This window comes from Arthrobacter sp. NPDC080031 (genome assembly GCF_040702485.1).
Taxonomy (GTDB): domain Bacteria; phylum Actinomycetota; class Actinomycetes; order Actinomycetales; family Micrococcaceae; genus Arthrobacter.
This window is the reverse complement of sequence record NZ_JBFBLA010000001.1, coordinates 353,335-369,866: the sequence shown is the minus strand read 5'-3', so window position 1 is coordinate 369,866 and position 16,532 is coordinate 353,335. Positions and strand designations below refer to the sequence as shown.

At 63.9% G+C, this 16,532-nt stretch carries 15 protein-coding genes; 11 read left to right on the top strand and 4 right to left on the bottom strand.

Annotation, left to right across the window (positions count from 1 at the left end; genetic code table 11):
* Positions 1 to 89: 89 nt before the first annotated feature.
* From AB0323_RS01705 to AB0323_RS01680, 6 genes are all read left to right on the top strand, one after another.
* Positions 90 to 977 (top strand): F0F1 ATP synthase subunit gamma, encoded by an 888-nt coding sequence (locus tag AB0323_RS01705; RefSeq protein WP_364533557.1) that lies wholly within the window; start codon positions 90 to 92, stop codon positions 975 to 977.
* Positions 978 to 1,063: 86 nt separating this feature from the next.
* Entirely contained in the window at positions 1,064 to 2,518 is a 1,455-nt protein-coding gene (atpD, locus tag AB0323_RS01700) for a F0F1 ATP synthase subunit beta (protein WP_059387615.1), read from the top strand.
* 1 nt (position 2,519) lies between these two features.
* Positions 2,520 to 2,804: a F0F1 ATP synthase subunit epsilon gene (locus tag AB0323_RS01695; RefSeq protein WP_059387616.1), complete on the top strand. Its 285-nt coding sequence runs from the start codon at positions 2,520 to 2,522 to the stop codon at positions 2,802 to 2,804.
* 10 nt (positions 2,805 to 2,814) lie between these two features.
* Positions 2,815 to 3,246 carry a DUF2550 domain-containing protein gene (locus AB0323_RS01690; protein ID WP_364533561.1) on the top strand — a complete coding sequence of 144 codons (432 nt, stop codon included), beginning with the start codon at positions 2,815 to 2,817 and terminating at the stop codon, positions 3,244 to 3,246.
* 5 nt (positions 3,247 to 3,251) lie between these two features.
* Entirely contained in the window at positions 3,252 to 4,523 is a 1,272-nt protein-coding gene (locus AB0323_RS01685; RefSeq protein ID WP_366175832.1) for an alpha/beta hydrolase-fold protein, read from the top strand.
* Positions 4,520 to 7,084 (top strand): DUF2156 domain-containing protein, encoded by a 2,565-nt coding sequence (locus AB0323_RS01680; protein WP_366175831.1) that lies wholly within the window; start codon positions 4,520 to 4,522, stop codon positions 7,082 to 7,084. The genes AB0323_RS01685 and AB0323_RS01680 overlap by 4 nt, the downstream gene beginning before the upstream one ends.
* A 73-nt stretch (positions 7,085 to 7,157) precedes the next feature.
* On the opposite strand, the gene AB0323_RS01675 is transcribed toward AB0323_RS01680, so the two are convergent.
* From AB0323_RS01675 to nucS, 3 genes are all read right to left on the bottom strand, one after another.
* On the bottom strand, positions 7,158 to 7,361 hold the full coding sequence (locus AB0323_RS01675) for a cold-shock protein (RefSeq protein WP_133204019.1): 204 nt from the start codon (positions 7,359 to 7,361) through the stop codon (positions 7,158 to 7,160).
* Between the two features lie 303 nt (positions 7,362 to 7,664).
* Positions 7,665 to 8,912 (bottom strand): N-acetylglucosamine-6-phosphate deacetylase, encoded by a 1,248-nt coding sequence (gene nagA, locus AB0323_RS01670; RefSeq protein ID WP_366175830.1) that lies wholly within the window; start codon positions 8,910 to 8,912, stop codon positions 7,665 to 7,667.
* Positions 8,913 to 8,976: 64 nt separating this feature from the next.
* The gene (nucS, locus tag AB0323_RS01665) at positions 8,977 to 9,672 is read right to left on the bottom strand and encodes an endonuclease NucS (protein ID WP_366175829.1); all 696 of its coding nucleotides are present in this window, start codon (positions 9,670 to 9,672) and stop codon (positions 8,977 to 8,979) included.
* Positions 9,673 to 9,741: 69 nt separating this feature from the next.
* Here nucS and AB0323_RS01660 point away from each other — a divergent pair, with 69 nt between their 5' ends.
* Both AB0323_RS01660 and AB0323_RS01655 read left to right on the top strand, forming a co-directional pair.
* A complete protein-coding gene (locus AB0323_RS01660; RefSeq protein WP_366175828.1) occupies positions 9,742 to 10,074 on the top strand; it encodes an ATP/GTP-binding protein in 333 nt (110 codons plus the stop codon).
* Between the two features lie 150 nt (positions 10,075 to 10,224).
* A complete protein-coding gene (locus tag AB0323_RS01655; protein WP_366175827.1) occupies positions 10,225 to 11,022 on the top strand; it encodes an alpha/beta fold hydrolase in 798 nt (265 codons plus the stop codon).
* A gap of 10 nt (positions 11,023 to 11,032) precedes the next feature.
* On the opposite strand, the gene AB0323_RS01650 is transcribed toward AB0323_RS01655, so the two are convergent.
* On the bottom strand, positions 11,033 to 12,223 hold the full coding sequence (locus AB0323_RS01650) for an AI-2E family transporter (RefSeq protein WP_366175879.1): 1,191 nt from the start codon (positions 12,221 to 12,223) through the stop codon (positions 11,033 to 11,035).
* A gap of 298 nt (positions 12,224 to 12,521) precedes the next feature.
* Here AB0323_RS01650 and AB0323_RS01645 point away from each other — a divergent pair, with 298 nt between their 5' ends.
* From AB0323_RS01645 to AB0323_RS01635, 3 genes are read left to right on the top strand one after another with little or no spacing between them, the layout of a single operon-like run.
* Positions 12,522 to 14,363, top strand: coding sequence for a hypothetical protein (locus AB0323_RS01645; RefSeq protein WP_366175826.1), 1,842 nt, complete (start codon positions 12,522 to 12,524; stop codon positions 14,361 to 14,363).
* 36 nt (positions 14,364 to 14,399) lie between these two features.
* Positions 14,400 to 15,365, top strand: a complete 966-nt coding sequence (locus AB0323_RS01640) for a tetratricopeptide repeat protein (RefSeq protein ID WP_366175825.1) — start codon at positions 14,400 to 14,402, stop codon at positions 15,363 to 15,365.
* The gene (locus AB0323_RS01635) at positions 15,365 to 16,468 is read left to right on the top strand and encodes an NADH:flavin oxidoreductase/NADH oxidase (protein ID WP_366175824.1); all 1,104 of its coding nucleotides are present in this window, start codon (positions 15,365 to 15,367) and stop codon (positions 16,466 to 16,468) included. Before AB0323_RS01640 ends, AB0323_RS01635 begins: the two co-directional genes overlap by 1 nt.
* Positions 16,469 to 16,532 lie beyond the last annotated feature (64 nt).

Below are 16,532 nucleotides of genomic sequence, written 5' to 3'. Positions count from 1 at the left end.
TTGGTTCCCGGGCCTGCGGAATCCGCAGGCCCGGGGCCTTCGCCAAAGCCTTAGCCGCTGATCCATCGGGATCTTAGGAAAGGAAATGTATGGGAGCCCAGATCCGGGTCTACCGCCAGAAGATCAGCTCGACGACGTCGATGCGCAAGATCTTCAAGGCGATGGAACTGATCGCTACCTCGCGCATCGGTAAGGCCCGCGCCCGCGTTGCAGCTTCGACGCCCTACGCAAACGCGATTACCCGTGCTGTTTCTGCTGTCGCAAGCCAGAGCGAAATCGATCACCCGCTAGTCACCGAGCCGGAGCAGATCCGCCGTGCCGCAGTCCTGGTTATCACCTCGGACCGTGGCCTGGCTGGTTCCTACTCCGCAAGCGTGCTCAAGAAGGCCGAAGGTCTCAACGAGCTTCTCCGGGCAGAGGGCAAGGAAGTCAAGACCTACCTGGTGGGCCGCAAGGCCCAGGCCTACTTCGACTTCCGCAGCCGTCCGTACTCCCGCGTGTGGACCGGCGGAACGGACGCACCGGAATTCGAGACTGCCAAGGAAATCGGCGCCGCTCTTCTCGAAGAGTTCGCCAACGACTTCGCTGAGGGTGGCGTGGATGAAATCCACGTCGTTTACACCCGCTTCAAGTCGATGGTGACGCAGGAGCCCACGATTGTCCGTCTCCTGCCGCTCGAAGTTGAAGAGCAGGCAGTCAGTGAGTCCGAGCTTTTGCCGCTGTACGAGTTCGAACCGGAATCGGAGCAGGTGCTTGACGCACTGCTTCCGCGTTACATCGAATCCCGCATCTTCGCGGCAATGCTGCAGGCAGCGGCTTCCGAGCTCGCCGCCCGCCAGCGCGCCATGAAGTCGGCAGGCGACAACGCGACCGAATTGATTAAGAAGTACACGCGTCTGCGCAACACGGCCCGCCAGGCTGAGATCACGCAAGAGCTTTCCGAAATCGTGGCCGGCGCCGACGCCCTGAGCGCGTAGTCGCCGGTGCATGGTTCGGCGCAAGCTGCACCTGCACCAAATAGATAAACTTAACCCCACGCCATCTACTGAGTGAAGTGAGAGAGATGACTGCCACCGCTACCGAGCACGCAGCCGCAACGGCCGGCGCCACCGGCCGCATTGCCCGCGTCATCGGCCCGGTTGTCGACGTCGAATTTCCGGCTGACGCAATCCCGTCGATCTACAACGCACTCACCACCGAGGTAACCCTCAACGGTGAGACCAAGACCATCACGTTCGAGACCTCCCAGCACCTGGGTGACAACCTCGTCCGTGCCATCTCCCTGCAGGCCACCGACGGACTCGTCCGCGGCACCTCCGTGCAGGACTCCGGCTCCCCGATCTCCGTGCCTGTCGGCGACGGCGTCAAGGGCCACATCTTCAACGTCCTCGGCAAGCCGCTGGACGTTGACGAGTCCGAGATCAACGCGGACGCGTACTGGCCGATCCACCGCAAGGCTCCGGCCTTCGCGTCTCTCGAGGGCTCCACGGAGATGCTCGAGACCGGCATCAAGGTCATCGACCTCCTCACCCCGTACATCAAGGGTGGAAAGATCGGTCTGTTCGGTGGTGCCGGTGTCGGCAAGACCGTTCTGATCCAGGAAATGATCACCCGTGTCGCCCGTAACTTCGGTGGTACTTCGGTATTCGCCGGTGTTGGCGAGCGTACTCGTGAAGGCAACGACCTCTGGGTTGAAATGGAAGAGGCAGGCGTCCTCAAGGACACCGCCCTTGTATTCGGCCAGATGGACGAACCGCCGGGAACGCGTCTGCGCGTGGCTCTGTCCGCTCTCACCATGGCGGAATACTTCCGCGATGTGCAGAACCAGGACGTGCTGCTCTTCATCGACAACATCTTCCGCTTCACCCAGGCCGGTTCCGAGGTCTCCACCCTGCTCGGCCGCATGCCGTCCGCAGTTGGCTACCAGCCGAACCTCGCCGACGAGATGGGCCTCCTGCAGGAGCGCATCACCTCGACCAAGGGCCACTCGATCACGTCGATGCAGGCCATCTACGTGCCTGCTGATGACTACACCGACCCGGCTCCGGCAACGACCTTCGCACACCTCGACGCGACCACGGAACTTTCCCGTGAAATCGCCTCCCGTGGTCTGTACCCGGCCGTTGACCCGCTGACGTCGACTTCGCGCATCCTGGACCCGCAGTACATCGGCAAGGACCACTACAACACGGCCGTCCGTGTGAAGCAGATCCTGCAGAAGAACAAGGAACTCCAGGACATCATCGCCATCCTCGGCGTTGACGAACTGTCCGAAGAAGACAAGATCGTCGTGTCGCGTGCACGCCGCATCCAGCAGTTCCTGTCGCAGAACACCTACACCGCCAAGCAGTTCACCGGCGTCGAAGGCTCCACCGTATCCATCAAGGACACCGTGGAAGGCTTCACGGCGATTTGCGACGGCGAGCTGGACCACATCGCAGAGCAGGCGTTCTTCAACGTCGGCGGCCTGGATGACGTCGAGCGCCAGTGGGCCAAGATCCAGGAACAGACCAAGTAGTATGGCTGAGCTCGAGGTTGAGATTGTCGCAGCGGACCACTTCGTGTGGTCCGGTGCGGCCAAGATGGTCAAGGCCCGCACCAGCGATGGTGAAATCGGGATCCTGCCGGGCCACTCGCCGCTCCTCGCCATTCTGGCCGCGGGCGAGCTGGCCATCGAGCCGGTTACCGGAGACCGCCTTGCAGTAGTTGTGGACGGCGGGTTCTTCTCCGTCGACAACAACCGCGTGGTGATCGTCGCTGACAACGCCCAGCTGGGCGATTCAGCTACTGCGGGGATCCGATAGCAAGACCTTGATGGACGATTCTGCTATTCCGTTCATCGCCTTGGCAACGGCGTTTGCGTTGCTGATCTTTACACTGTGCCTCGTCGGGGTGCGCCGCTTCAATTTGCGGCGCGCCCTGGGCACGGTCGACGCCTCCATTTGCACGGCTGGAAACAGCTGGCGGATGGGGGTTTGTCGTTATCAGGACTCGGAGCTCGAGTGGTTCCGTCTGCTTTCCCTTAGCTTCCGTCCAAGACACAGCTTCCGCCGTAGTTCCTTGGAGCTCCTGGGCCGCCGGAAGCCAACGGAGGAAGAACGGACGAGGCTTCAGCCCGACGTCGTGGTTGTCGAACTCCAGCATGAAGGCCAGTCGTTCATGCTGGCAATGAGATTTGATGCCTACGCGGGGTTGTCGTCCTGGTTGGAAGCCGGCCCTGTGGTGGGCGTCGGCACCTGGCGCTGAAGACAGTGGAATTCCTGTACAACCTGAGCCTGGTTGATGGTCCGTTCTATTGGACCGTCCTGGGCTCTGGAATTGGCGGGAGTGCATTCCTTCTCCTGCGACGAGACCGGCGCTGGCTGGTTTCCATACTTGTTTCGCTTGCCGTGGCGAGTGGGGTTGTCTCGGTCATCCATTGGCTGCTGGTCAACGTCCTGACGGTGTTCCCGGAGGATCTCCCCTTCGAAGTCCTCGTTTGGTCGACAGTTGCCTTCTCCGCGTTGGCCCTCTTCTTTTTCAGGCTCCCGGGCTCCTCGTGGCGGGGCAGGAGCGCCGCAGGGGTTTCCTTCTTCGCCGTGCTGCTCCTCTCCGCTGCCCAGATCAACAGCTACTTCGGGCTCAACCACACGGCGGCCGATCTCTTCGGCCACAATGTAGGACGGATTCCGCATCTTGAGGAGGGGTTCAAAAGGGGTTTTTCGGGGGCCCTGCCGGCGTCATTGCCTGAGGGGGGAATAGTCCGCAGGGCATCTATTCCCGGAATCGAATCCGGTTTCAAGGCCCAGGATGCATTCATTTACCTGCCACCGGCCTACCAAACCACTGACCGCAGCCAACTACCCGTGCTGGTCCTGTTTGCCGGCCAGCCCGGACGTCCCGCCGATTGGCTGACCGGCGGCCTGCTTGAACCGGCCATGAATACCTTCGCCGCCCGGCACGGAGGCGTGGCTCCCGTCGTCGTGGTGGTCGATCCGAACGGGTCCGATACCGCAAACACGATGTGCATGGACAGCCGGATCGCACGTGCCGACACCTACCTCGCGATCGATGTTCCGCGTTGGATCAACTCGACGCTCGAGGTGTCCGCCGACCCCAGGAAGTGGACGGTCGGCGGGTTCTCCTTCGGAGCAACCTGTGCCGTGCAGATGACCATGCTGCATCCCGAAATCTACCCTTCCTTCATCGCGTTCTCGGGAGAGCGGGAGCCTTCACTTGGTCCTGATCGCCAGCGGACCATCCAGACCGCATTTGGCGGGGACTCCGCGGCGTTCGACGCCCTGACACCGCTGAACCTGATGAAACAGCGAAGCTACCACGGCCACGCAGGCTTCTTCGCCGTCGGGGCCGCAGACGGCGAATTCGTCCGCTATGCCACCGAATTGGCGGCAGCCGCCCGCAATTCCGGCTTCGATATCAGGCATGCTTCAGTTTCCGGAGCCGGCCATTCGTGGGCTGTGGCCGTGCAAGAGCTTCCCGCCGCAATGGAATTCCTGGCCCTTCGATGGGGACTCGTCCCGTGAGTACCCAGGAAGCCCAATTGTCCAAGGACCAGGCGGCTGACTCCGAAAATGCCAGGCCCGCCCGGAAGATGGCGGCAACCCTTGCGCGGGCCATCCTGGGCAACGTAGCGGCCCATATTGGCGCCATCCCTTTCACGGTGTTTGTGCTCGCGCTGTACCTTCTCACTCCGGCGATCTTCGACTCCGATCTCGGGTACGGCCCTGACGCATTGCGGCATCTTTCGAGCGTGAGCGGTGGCGGATTGAAGTCGGGGGATTGGTGGTCCATCTGGACCTCGATGTTTTTTGCCGCCAACCCTTTCGACTACGTCATCACCTCGTTGTTGTTGGTCGTGTTGTTGGGATCCTCAGAGCGCAAGCTGGGGTGGTTCCGCGCAGCGGCTGGTTTCCTTGGCGGGCAGTTTGCCACGGTGACCGCCTTTTTGTTGGTGGTCCAGTTGGCAGCCTATGCCGACGACGGCTGGCTGGGACGGATGATGGACGCCAGGACGTCCGGGCCCCTTCCCGCGACCCTTTTCGTCTCGATGGCGGCCAGTGGCCTTCTGCCGACTCTGTGGCGTCGGCGCCTCAGGGCGATTGTTGTGTCCTTGGCGCTTCTCCTGGTCCTGTATGTTGGCGACCCCTCGGCTGTCATGGCCCTGACCGGTGCCGTGCTCGGACTGGGGACCGGTCTGTGGCTGCAGCTCGACCACGGCGTTCAACCGAGCCACCGGGCGACCAGGCGCGAAACACGAAACCTCCTCTCGCTCATGGTGGCGATTTTCGGCGTCGGGCCCTTAGTGGCTGGCGCGGTGCGGAGCCCCGCGGGGCCGCTCGCGTTGCTCCGCGAGATGGTCCTGAACCCTGTTCCGACGCTCAACCAATTGCAGGCGAACTGCGGTGGAACCGTGGACATCAGTTGCCTTGAACTCGGACGCCAGGGTTATCCCGGGCCCGCCGGCGTGGCCCTCGCGGTGGTACCCGCGTTGCTTCTCTTGATCTGTGCGGTGGGCATGCGCCAGGGAAGGCGCCTGGCCCTGAAAATCGCCATCGGCGTGCAACTCGGCGTGGTGGCGCTGTCCTTCGCCTACCTGGTGCTGTTTGCCAGCATTCCGCATTTTCCAGGACGAGGCCGTACCGTCATCATGGGCTCAGCGGTGTTCCACATTCTGACCCTCGCCCTGGTTCCCCTTATCCTGGCGGTTCTGCTTTTCCTGTTCAGGGGCAACTTTGTGGTGGGCTCGAGGGCGCCGCTCCGCCGGAAGATGACGTGGCTGGTTGGCAGTACGTGGCTCATCTTGGCGAGCGCCTACACCGGAGCGTGGCTCGGCTCGGGCGGTATGGCGCACGACGGCGGCATCCTGGGTCTCGTTGCGGAACTCGCCAGACAGTACCTTCCCTTGCCCATACCCACCGCATTCGGTCGCGTGTTCGCGGACCGAAGCGCCGCCGAGTCAATACTGTTCGCGTGGTCGGGGATCATCTTCTGGCTCGTGGCCCTGGCAGCGGTGTGGACGCTGCTTCTCAAACGGCAGCACGGCCCCGGCGGTGACGATCCGGCCCGCTTGGCGGCCAGGGACTTGGTCAAGCGCGGCGGGGAGTCCCTTTCGTGGATGGCGTTATGGGAGCCGAACAAGTTCTGGTTCACTCCCGGAATGGACGCCGGAATTGCCTACCAGCAGCACGGAAACGTCGCACTGACCCTTGCCGGTCCGTTCGGTGATCCCGTACAAGCTACTGCCGCGACCGAGGGATTCCTTGACTACTGCGCACAGCACGCATTGGTGCCGTGCCTCTACTCCTGCACAGAGGAATTGTGGCCGATGCTGCAATCCACGGGATTTCGCCGAATCGCGGTCGCCCAGGAAACCCGGCTCGCCATCCGCGACCTCGAGTTCACGGGCAAAGCGTGGCAAAACGTCCGCACAGCCAAGAACCGCGCACTGAAGGCCGGGGTTGAAGCCCGGTGGGGCCGCTATTCGGAGTTCCCGCAACACGTACGTTCCCAACTCGGCGAAGTGTCGGAAGAGTGGGCCGCCAGGAAAAAGGTGCCGGAAATGGGCTTTACCTTAGGTTCCCTCGACGAGCTGATGGACGATGAAGTGCTTTGCTGCATAGCCGTCGACGGCAAAGGGTTTGTCTATGGGGTCACCAGTTGGCTACCGGTGTTTCGTGACGGCCAAGTTATCAGCTGGACATTGGACTTCATGCGCCGGCGAAGCGACGCTTTCCCCGGCCTCATGGAATTCATGATTGCCTCGGCGGTCCACGAGTTGCGGCAGGGAGTGGAAGTCATTTCCCTCTCGGGCTCGCCTTTGGCCGGGGAGACCGAGGAATTCTCCAACGGCGAAGCCGGCCTGGCGGGTATTCTCGACCTCGTTGGCAGGACCTTGGAGCCTGTTTACGGATTCCGCTCTTTGGCCCGCTTCAAATCGAGGTTCCAGCCGGAGTACAGGACTTTGTATATGTACTACCAAGACAGTCTGGAGATTCCCGCGATCGGCGCTGCGCTAAGCCGGGCATATTTGCCGGGGCTGTCCGTCCGGCAAACTGCGCGGCTTCTCCGCACACTCGTTGCCTGAAAGGTAAAAGGGGTCCCGCACCCTGTGCGGAACCCCTTTCCTGAATCTGCCAGGCAGAATTCAAACAGTCAAACTAGATGGCGGTTACGCCGGTGGCCTGCGGGCCCTTTGCGCCCTGACCGATCTCGAACTGAACACGCTGGTTCTCGTCGAGAGTGCGGAATCCGCCGGTCTGGATCTCGGAGTAGTGGACAAAGACGTCGCCTTCTGCGTCGTCCGGAGTAATGAAGCCGAAGCCCTTTTCAGCGTTGAACCACTTGACGGTGCCCAGTGCCATTTTTGTTTCTCCTCATTGTGGAACTTTTAAGTCCGGCACACCGCGTGCCGGCCTTGGTTACTCCGCGAGAAGACCTGGTTTTCCGTCCAAGCAAGGCCTGGTTGGCTTCGCAGGAGCTTCACGCTCGCAACACGTCTTGCGAGCATGAATCACACCTACACAAAGACTGCTACAACACTTTCATGGCGGATACTGGAGGTCAACGGTCTGCCGGGGAATTCCGACAAATTTTAAGTAAAAAGAAGGTAACGGAAGAAAGCGCGCCCGCCACGGGATGCGCCATTGGGAGCCTGTAAATTCGGCTTAGGCGAGCCAATCCCCATTGCGCAATACCCCCGCGAGTTGGAGGTCCTTGTCCACGACGACGAGATCGGCCCGCAGGCCCCGGCGAAGGCCGCCAAGTTCATCGGAAAGCCCCAGGACCGCGGCGGGAACCGCCGTCGCCGACGCAACGGCGTCGGCGAGCCCGACGCCGGCCGCAACCGTGCGCCTGACGACGTCGAGCAGGGTCGCAGTGCCGCCGGCGATGGACCCCGTCGCATCCAGGGTAGCGACGCCGTCCGTCACGGTCACCGGGGAAGGCCCCAGCATGTAGTTTCCGTCGGAGAGTCCCGCCGCCGCCATTGAATCGGTCACGAGGACAACGTTTGCGCCGCCTACCAGTTGAAAAACGGTTGCGACGGTGCTCGGGTCAAGGTGGGTGCCGTCCGCAATCAGTTCCACGACGGCCTTGCCTTCCTGGGCGGTGCGCAGGGAAGCGGCCACAGGCCCGGGGGAGCGGTGGTGCATCGGAGGCATGCCATTGAACAGGTGCGTCACAGTCGGCAAGGAGCTGACGCCGTCGAAACCAGCGGATTCCAGGCCCTCCCGCGCCGCGGTGAGCGAGGCGGCCGCGGTCGCGTCGTCGCAATCCGTGTGGCCGAGCGAGGGCGTTACTCCGTGAAACGTCATGAGGTCCACGAGTGCCGCGGCGCCGGGAAGTTCGGGGGCGTAGGTCATGGTGGCGAGCTTGCCGGCAGCAGCTTCGACCAGCTCGCTCATCAGGTCCAGGTCCGGCTCCAGCAGATAGGCAGGGTTCTGGGCGCCGCAGCGCGCATGGGAGAGGAAAGGCCCCTCCAGGTGGATTCCGGCCACGAGTCCTTCATCGGCCAAGCGTACGAAAAGCTCGATGCCGCGGAGAAGGTCCTCCCGCGGCGCCGTGACCATGCTGGCGAGGAGGGTGGTGGTTCCGGAGCGGTGCAGGAAATCGATGGCTTTGCGAGCCGAGGATTCATCGGCTCCGGGAAAGTCTCCTCCGTTGCCGCCATGGCAGTGCACGTCCACGAATCCGGGGACAAGGTACCGCTCGGCAGGGAAATCGGTACGGGGGGTCTCCTCGAACCCTTCGAAGGCTGCTTCGTGGAATTCGGCGGCCGGACCGGCGAAGGCGATGCGGTCATCCTCCACCGCTACCAGGCCATCTTCGATCACCGCACCGTCGCTGACGATGGTTCCGGTAATCAAATGGCGCACGGGCGCAGAAGAACATACAGGCCGGTCTGGGACAGTCATGCTTTGATTCTAGTTGCCGGGGCCCGCGCCTGACCCGGTTTACCCGGGATGACGGCCAGCACGCCTAGAACAAGCGCGACTCGCTGTCGTCCACCCCGCGCATCGCGTCATAGTCCAGGGTGATGCAGTCGATTCCGCGGTCGTTGGCAAGGACCTTCGCCTGCGGCTTGATCTGCTGTGCGGCGAAGATTCCCCGCACCGGTGCCAGCAGTGGATCGCGGTTGAGCAGTTCAAGGTAGCGCGTGAGCTGCTCGACGCCGTCGATGTCGCCGCGCCGCTTGAGTTCGACGGCGACCGTCCTGCCCTCGCCGTCCCGGGCCAGGATATCCACCGGACCGATGGCAGTGAAGTACTCGCGCCGGATGAGCGAATAGCCGGCACCGAGGGTTTCGATCTGTTCGGCGAGCAGTCGCTGCAGATCGGCTTCGACGCCGTCCTTGATGAGCCCGGGGTCCGTTCCGAGGTCGTGGGAAGTGTCGTGGAGTTGCTCGTAGATGTTGATGATGAGCCGGTCATCGGTCTTGGCCGACTGCACGGTCCATTGCTCCACCACGCCTTCTTCGACCTCCGTCTCATCCGGCGTGGTCACCCGCAAGGTAGCGGGCGGGCTCATCCAGTTAAGCGGCTTGTAGGAGCCGCCGTCGGAGTGGACCAGCACGGAACCATCGGATTTGACGAGCAAAAGCCGGGTGGCAAGCGGGAGGTGGGCCTTGAGGCGGCCAACGTAATCTACGGAACAACGGGCTATGACGAGTCGCACCCGCCCCACTTTACTTCCTCTCCCGCTTCCCCTGCCGCGCGCAACCAGCGACTGGGGCAGAATGGAGTCATGCCTCGCTCCAACCGCCCCCGACGCAGCGAATCAGCCAAGGCAAGCTGGAAACGGACAGGCGAGTCGCCGGAACTGGACCTGGAACGTGCCCGTTCGGGCATTGCCCGCAGGGAAAGCGCCCCCGACGGCGACTGGATGGTCCGGACCATGACGGCACGCAATGCCGAGAAGACCTATATATGTCCCGGTTGTTCGATGGCCATCATGCCTGGAATCGCCCACTTGGTGGTGTGGTCCGAGACGCACCTCTTCGGCGATGCCGCGGGGTTGGCGGAACGCCGCCACTGGCACAACAACTGCTGGACAGGCCGAACCTACAGGTACCGCTAAGCACTTGAGACGGCCCGCTGAATCTCCCCACCTTTGGTCGGGGCGGGCCCCCGGGAATACCCGGAAATGCGGGAGTCCGGGCTGCGGTAGCGTCCAAAAGCGGGGAAATCACGACGACGGCCCCGCCGCCGAGCACTTAGGCTTGGAAGCATGAGTTTCGATCCTGCTTCCCTCGTTTTCAGCCAGCCGGAGTCTGCCACGGACATCAGGGCGTCCACGGTATTGCCGGCGCACCGCGAAAACGTGGAGTTCCGCACCGAAGACGGCAAGTTGCTTGTGGGTGAGCTGGCGCTGCCGGAGTCCGGCGGGATCTCGGCCACGCTCATTACGCTGCACCCCTTGCCTACGCACGGCGGATTCATGGACTCGCACGTCTACCGGAAGGCGTCCTACCGGCTTCCGGCACTGGCCGGCGTCGCTGTCCTGCGCTTCAATACGCGGGGAACGCATTCGCCCCGGGGTACCAGCCAGGGGCACTTCGACGAGGGAATCGGTGAGCGGTACGACGTCGAGGCTGCTGTCCGCTTCGCCGTGGAACGCGGGCTTCCGAACCGCTGGCTGGTGGGCTGGTCCTTCGGCACCGAACTGGCCTTGATGTATGGGGCCGTTGAGCCGGTGGCTTCCCAAGTGGAGGGCGCCGTCCTGCTGTCTCCGCCGCTGCACCGGGCCACGGACGTGCACTTGAAGGAATGGGCTGCTTCGGGAAAGCCGTTGACAGTCCTGGTTCCGGAACACGACGACTATCTCCAGCCCGCCGAGGCCGCCGAACGATTCAGCCTGGTGCCGCAGGCCCGGGTCGTGGGGATCGACGGAGCCAAGCACCTGTGGGTCGGCGAGAAGTACGCGGCCCGGGTCCTGGACGAGATCGTGGACGACGTGACGGAAGCCGGTGCAGGGCCCGATGGCCTGCCGCGCCACTGGACGGGTCCAGTAGCCACGGCATCCTAGGCCCCACGGCCTAGTGGCGGTCCTGCCGGGCGATGAAGACTTCCTTGAGCAGCAGCATGATGGCTGCCGCCGTCGGGATGGCGATCAAGGCGCCGAGCACGCCCAGCAGGCTGCCGCCCGCGATCACCGAAATCACGGCAACGGCACCGGGGACGGCGACGGCCTTCTGCATGATGCGCGGGGAGATGAAGTAGGCCTCGAACTGCAGATAGGCGAAGTAGCAGACGGCGTAGATCACGGCAGTCTGCCAGCCGGCGGTGAGGGCTACCAGGATGACTACCACAGCGGCAATCAAGCCTCCCACCAAGGGGATGAACGCAAGCAAGGCAACCACGAAAGCCAGCAGGACGCTGAATGGAATGCCCAGGATGCTCATGACGATGAATGCGAACAACGCGTTGAGCAGGGCAACACAAACCTGGCCGATCACATAGTTGCCCACCGAGCGCGTGATCTCCTCGGACAGCGCCTCCACCCTGGGCCTGCGTGAGCGTGGTGCGAGCCGGTAGCCCCATCTCTTCATGGCAGGCAGGGCGCCGAGGAAGTAGAGGCTGAGGACCAGGACGATCAGCGTCCCGAAGAGCCCGTTGGCCACCGTGGATCCGAAACCGACGACGCCGCCGAAAATACCGCCCATGGCGTCGGGGTTCTTGACGAACTTGTCCAGTTCCTGGCTGATCTTGTCCCGGACGCCGAATTGGCTGTCCAGGGAGCGGAAGAAATCCGAATCCACGAAGCCCCGGATCCAGTCCGGAGCCTGCCGCACGATCTGCGAGACCTGTTCCACGATGGTGGGGATGAGGGTGGCGAAAAACGCCGCCACTCCGGCAACGAGGACTCCGACGGCGATGACGACGCCGGCAGGGCGCGGCACCTTGCGGTCTTCGAGCCAGCGGACCACGGGATCCAGCCCCAAGGCGATGAACAGGGCCGTAACGATCCACAACAGCAGTTGGACGGTGCTGGTGCCGATGTAATACAGCATGAGGGCGACGCCGACGCCGGCAGTGCCCATGAAGCCGACATACAGGGGATGTTGCGCGGACATCCTGGGACCGGGGGAACCGAAGCGCGGACCGTCGGATTCATCCTCGGCAGGCTCGAAGGTTGAATCGTGCTCAAGTTCCGGAGGCATTTCGAAACGGACCCGCGGTTGGGCGCCGGGGATGGGCTGGCGGAGGCGGCGCACGAAGGACGCCATGAGGCCCTCGCCGTGATCCTTGCCGTCCCGGGCAGGCCCGCCGGCCAAGCCATCCAGGCTGGACTCCGGTGCTTGTTCGGCGGGAGTGGGATCCTTGCGCTCTTTCACGTGTTCTGCTGCCTTTTCGTTCCGCGGTCAGGCTCCAGGAGTGCCCGATGTCATGTTGTTCGCCACACTATCAGCAGGCCGGAATTGGCGAATTCTAGAGGGTAAGCCGTGCCGCCGGAAGCCCTTCGGTCGGGCCCCGAACTGACTCCTTGGTAACAAAACCGTTACCCTTGAAGTTCAACGACCGCTGATGATTGGTATTCCTGTGCGATTGAAGACTGCAGTTTCGCTGGTGCTGCTTGGCCTGCTGACACTGTTGGCCGGCATTGGCCAGCTGACCTTTTGGGCCCCGGCCGAGACCGTGACCGCGTCCGCCCCCGGAGACTCCAAAGCCGCTCCGCTGACCGTGATCACCCAAGACGTGTTGACCCACGCGGGTGGTCCCAGACAAATCAGCATCAAGGGCGATGGCAAGTTCGTGTTGGCTGTCGGACGTCCGGATGACGTCGACGCGTGGGTAGGCAAGACCGCGCACAACAGCATCACCGGCGTCTCCGGGGACGGCAAGTCCCTCCAGGTTGCCAGCACCGACGGCGAAGCAACCGCTCCGTCGCCTGCCGGGTCGGATCTGTGGGTGCAGACGGAGAACGCCAACGGACAGTTGGACTACACCTTTACCCCTCCCGCGAGCGGCAACTGGTCCCTCCTTCTGGCCAGCGACGGAACCAAGCCGGCGCCGTCGTCGCTGTCCATGACGTTCGCCAACGATGCCACCATGCCGTGGGCCGTCCCGCTCATTGTCATTGGCGCGATCCTCATTGTCGCCGGTGCGGCGTTGCCGTTCATCAGCAAGTTCACCCGGGGCAGGGGCTCCCGCCCGAACGGTCCGCGGGACGGCGGGAACATTGAAACCGGCCCGGAGACCGCCGGCGAAGGCACCGCCAAGGAGGAAGGGACCGCCAAGGAGACCGGCAAAGACATCATCGGCGGGGACGCACCCGCCGAGGACAGTAAAAAGGGCACAGCCGGTGGTCCCGCACTTCGTATTTCGCTTGTAGCCGCAGCTGTTGTGACGGGCCTCGTGGGCGGGACCGCGGCAGGCGCCCAAGCGGCCGAGACTCCTTCTCCTTCGGGATCCGCGACTTCTCCTTCAGGATCTCCGACGGGATCCGCGACGGCGAGCCCTGCGGGCACCGCCGGTGCGCAGACCGTCCCCGTCCTGGTGGACGCGCAGCTCAAGCGCATCCTGGACCAGGTCGCCGGCGCAGTGGCGGCAGGAGATGCCGCGCGTGACGCCTCCAAACTCGCTCCCAGGGTTGACGGCACGGAACTGCAGGTGCGCACCCAGAACTACAAGATCCGGTCCCAGGTTGCCACGCACGAAGCGCGGATGCCCGTCCGGGCCAGCAAATTGCTGGGCAGCGTCATCTCCACCCAGCGAACCTGGCCACGCACAGTAATCGCCTTGACCCAAGGCGATGGCAACGTGGTTCCCCAGGTCCTGACTCTCGTGCAGGCCTCGCCGAGGGAGAACTACAAGCTGAAGAGCACTTCGCCGCTGCAGCCCGGAACGTCCTTCCCGGCGATTCCCTTGGGCGGAACCGCGCAGCTGGCGGCCGGGGACAAGTCCGGGCTGCAGTACAGCGGGACCGAGGCGATGGCAGCCCTGGGCGATCGCTTGACCAAGGCTGATTCTGCGTTCAAGGACAAGCTCGTGGAAGGCACGAATTCGCCCTACATTGCCGATGTCCTGGACTACCAGTCGAGCACCGTCAAGTCCGGCACCAACGGCAATTTCACCTTCACGCACACGCCCTCTCCGGCGGATACGGCAGTGTTCCGGACCTCCGACGGCGGTGCCGTGGTGGTGGGAAAGCTGGACTTCGCCTTCACCAGCAAGCCCAAGGCTGACGGCGACACGCTGACCGTGGACAAAGCCGCGGCCGTACTCGCGGGCGGGGACTCCACGAAGGTCGGCCTCGTGCAGACCTTCTCGGAGTCGGTGGCTATTTACGTCCCGCCGGCAGGATCGACTGCTCCCATGAAACTCGTTGCCGCGGTCCGCGGCCTGGTGGGAGCCAGCTTCCAGTAGGCAAATACTGTTGGCGCAGCGGCTAGAGTGGACGGTATGAGTTCGCCAGGATCCCGTCCCGTCTCTCCAGCCGCTGCCAGCCAGCTCAACCTGCGCGGCGCCGTCGACCTCTCTGCATTGCGGCGCCCCGCGCCGGCGGCACCGAACGGTGCCCCGGCTGCCTCCGGCGCAAGCCCCGGAAGCAGCCAGCCCCTTCGCGTAGATGCCAGCGAGGCCAATTTCCAGGACCTCGTCCAGCTGTCCGCACAGATTCCCGTCCTTTTCCTTTTGTGGTCCAACCGCTCCTTGGAGGCTTCAACCCTCCTCCACAGCCTCGAAGGTGTGGTGGAAAGCTACGCCGGCAAAGTCGTCCTGGCCGCAGCGGATGTTGATGCGTTCCCGCAGCTTGCGCAGGCATTCCAGGTCCAGGCCATCCCCACCGCCGTCGCGGTCTTGAAGGGCCAGCCCGTGCCGCTCTTCGAGGGGCCCGCTACGGACCAGGAAATCCGCAGCCTCATCGACGAACTCCTCAAGGTGGCCGAAGCCAACGGAGTAACGGGCAGTATCGGTGCGGGCGCCGCTGGTGCGCAGGCCCGTCCCTTGCCGCCGCTGCACCAGGCAGCCTTCGATGCCATTGAAGCCGGAGACTACGCCGCTGCGGCCACGGCCTTCCGCCAGGCGCTGGCCGAGAAACCGGCTGATGCCGAAGCGAAGGCCGGTCTCGCCCAAGTGGAACTGATGCGCAGGCTTGAGCTCCTGACGGCAACGGAAGCCGAAGCCATGCGTCAGCGGGCGGCGGAGGAACCGGACAACATCGACGTACAGCTCACGGTGGCCGACCTCGACATCTCGGGTGGGCACATCGAGGACGCGTTCAACCGCATCATCGCGTTCATTGGCCGCAACTTCGGTCCGGAGCGTGAGACGGCGCGCGTGCGCCTGCTGGAACTGTTCGACGTCGTCGGCACTTCGGACCAACGTGTGGCCAAGGCCCGGCAAGGTCTGGCGCGGGTCCTCTTCTGATGGCGCAACCGGCGTTGTTCAGCCCGCTTCAGTTGCGCTCCTTGACGTTGCCGCATCGTGGCTGGGTTTCCCCGATGTGCCAGTACAGCTGCTCGCCCGACGGCGGGGGCGGCGTACCCAACGATTGGCACCTTGTGCATCTTGGAGCGTTTGCCACGGGCGGCGCGGCCCTCATCCTCACCGAGGCCTCGGCCGTCAGCCCCGAGGGGCGGATCAGCCCGCGGGACGCCGGACTGTACACGGACGAGCAGGCGGCCGCCTGGGAGCGGATTGTGGACTTCGTCCACCGCAACAGTGCCGTGGGCGGCAAGATCGGCGTCCAGCTGGCGCACGCCGGCCGCAAGGCTTCCACCTACTGGCCCTTCGCGGAAGAGAGCGGATCCGTAGCGGAGTCCGACGGCGGGTGGATTGCACGGGGTCCCGGGGACGAGGCGTTTGCCGGGCTTGCACGGCCTGTTGCCATGAGCGAAGCCGACATCCAGACCGTGATTTCGGATTTCGCGGCGGCAGCCATACGGGCCGTGGACGCCGGGTTCGACACGATGGAGATCCACGGCGCGCATGGCTACCTCCTGCACGAGTTCCAAAGCCCCCTGGTCAACAAGCGCGACGATTCCTGGGGAGGCAGCGAAGCCGGCCGAAACCGCTTGATGCTTGCGGTCATCGACGCCGTCCGCGCTGTCATCCCGGATTCGATGCCGTTGTTGCTACGGATTTCCGCGACTGATTGGGCCGAAGGCGGCGTGGACATTGACGCCTCCGTGCGCCTCGCGCGGGCGGCCTCCGAGCACGGCGTGGACTTGGTGGACGTCTCGAGCGGTGGCGCCGTGGCCCACCAACGGATCAACGCCGGGCCTGGATACCAGACGGGATTCTCGGAAAAGATCCGGCGCGAAGCGGGGGTTCCCACCGGGGCAGTCGGCTTCCTGACATCCTCAGGGCAGGCCGAACACACGGTGGCCACGGGCCAAGCCGACGGCGTATTCATGGCACGGGCAGCGCTTCGCGATCCGCACTGGTGGCTTCGGGCGGCTTTCGAACTCGGCTTCCCCTTGGACTGGGCGCCGCAGTATCAGCGCGCGATTCCCCGGCACAGCTTCTAGGAGCTAGTCCTTTGGGATGAGGCGGCTCCGGAAACGCGCTCCGTAGTTCCCCCTCCGGGACGAT

Bases quoted from the DNA above. Each gene is read 5' to 3' on its own strand.
- AB0323_RS01705 (WP_364533557.1), top strand. From the start codon at position 90: ATGGGAGCCCAGATCCGGGTCTACCGCCAGAAGATCAGCTCGACGACG.
- atpD (WP_059387615.1), top strand. From the start codon at position 1,064: ATGACTGCCACCGCTACCGAGCACGCAGCCGCAACGGCCGGCGCCACC.
- AB0323_RS01695 (WP_059387616.1), top strand. From the start codon at position 2,520: ATGGCTGAGCTCGAGGTTGAGATTGTCGCAGCGGACCACTTCGTGTGG.
- AB0323_RS01690 (WP_364533561.1), top strand. From the start codon at position 2,815: ATGGACGATTCTGCTATTCCGTTCATCGCCTTGGCAACGGCGTTTGCG.
- AB0323_RS01675 (WP_133204019.1), bottom strand. From the start codon at position 7,361: ATGGCACTGGGCACCGTCAAGTGGTTCAACGCTGAAAAGGGCTTCGGC.
- nagA (WP_366175830.1), bottom strand. From the start codon at position 8,912: ATGACTGTCCCAGACCGGCCTGTATGTTCTTCTGCGCCCGTGCGCCAT.
- AB0323_RS01660 (WP_366175828.1), top strand. From the start codon at position 9,742: ATGCCTCGCTCCAACCGCCCCCGACGCAGCGAATCAGCCAAGGCAAGC.
- AB0323_RS01655 (WP_366175827.1), top strand. From the start codon at position 10,225: ATGAGTTTCGATCCTGCTTCCCTCGTTTTCAGCCAGCCGGAGTCTGCC.
- AB0323_RS01650 (WP_366175879.1), bottom strand. From the start codon at position 12,223: ATGGCGTCCTTCGTGCGCCGCCTCCGCCAGCCCATCCCCGGCGCCCAA.
- AB0323_RS01645 (WP_366175826.1), top strand. From the start codon at position 12,522: ATGATTGGTATTCCTGTGCGATTGAAGACTGCAGTTTCGCTGGTGCTG.
- AB0323_RS01640 (WP_366175825.1), top strand. From the start codon at position 14,400: ATGAGTTCGCCAGGATCCCGTCCCGTCTCTCCAGCCGCTGCCAGCCAG.
- AB0323_RS01635 (WP_366175824.1), top strand. From the start codon at position 15,365: ATGGCGCAACCGGCGTTGTTCAGCCCGCTTCAGTTGCGCTCCTTGACG.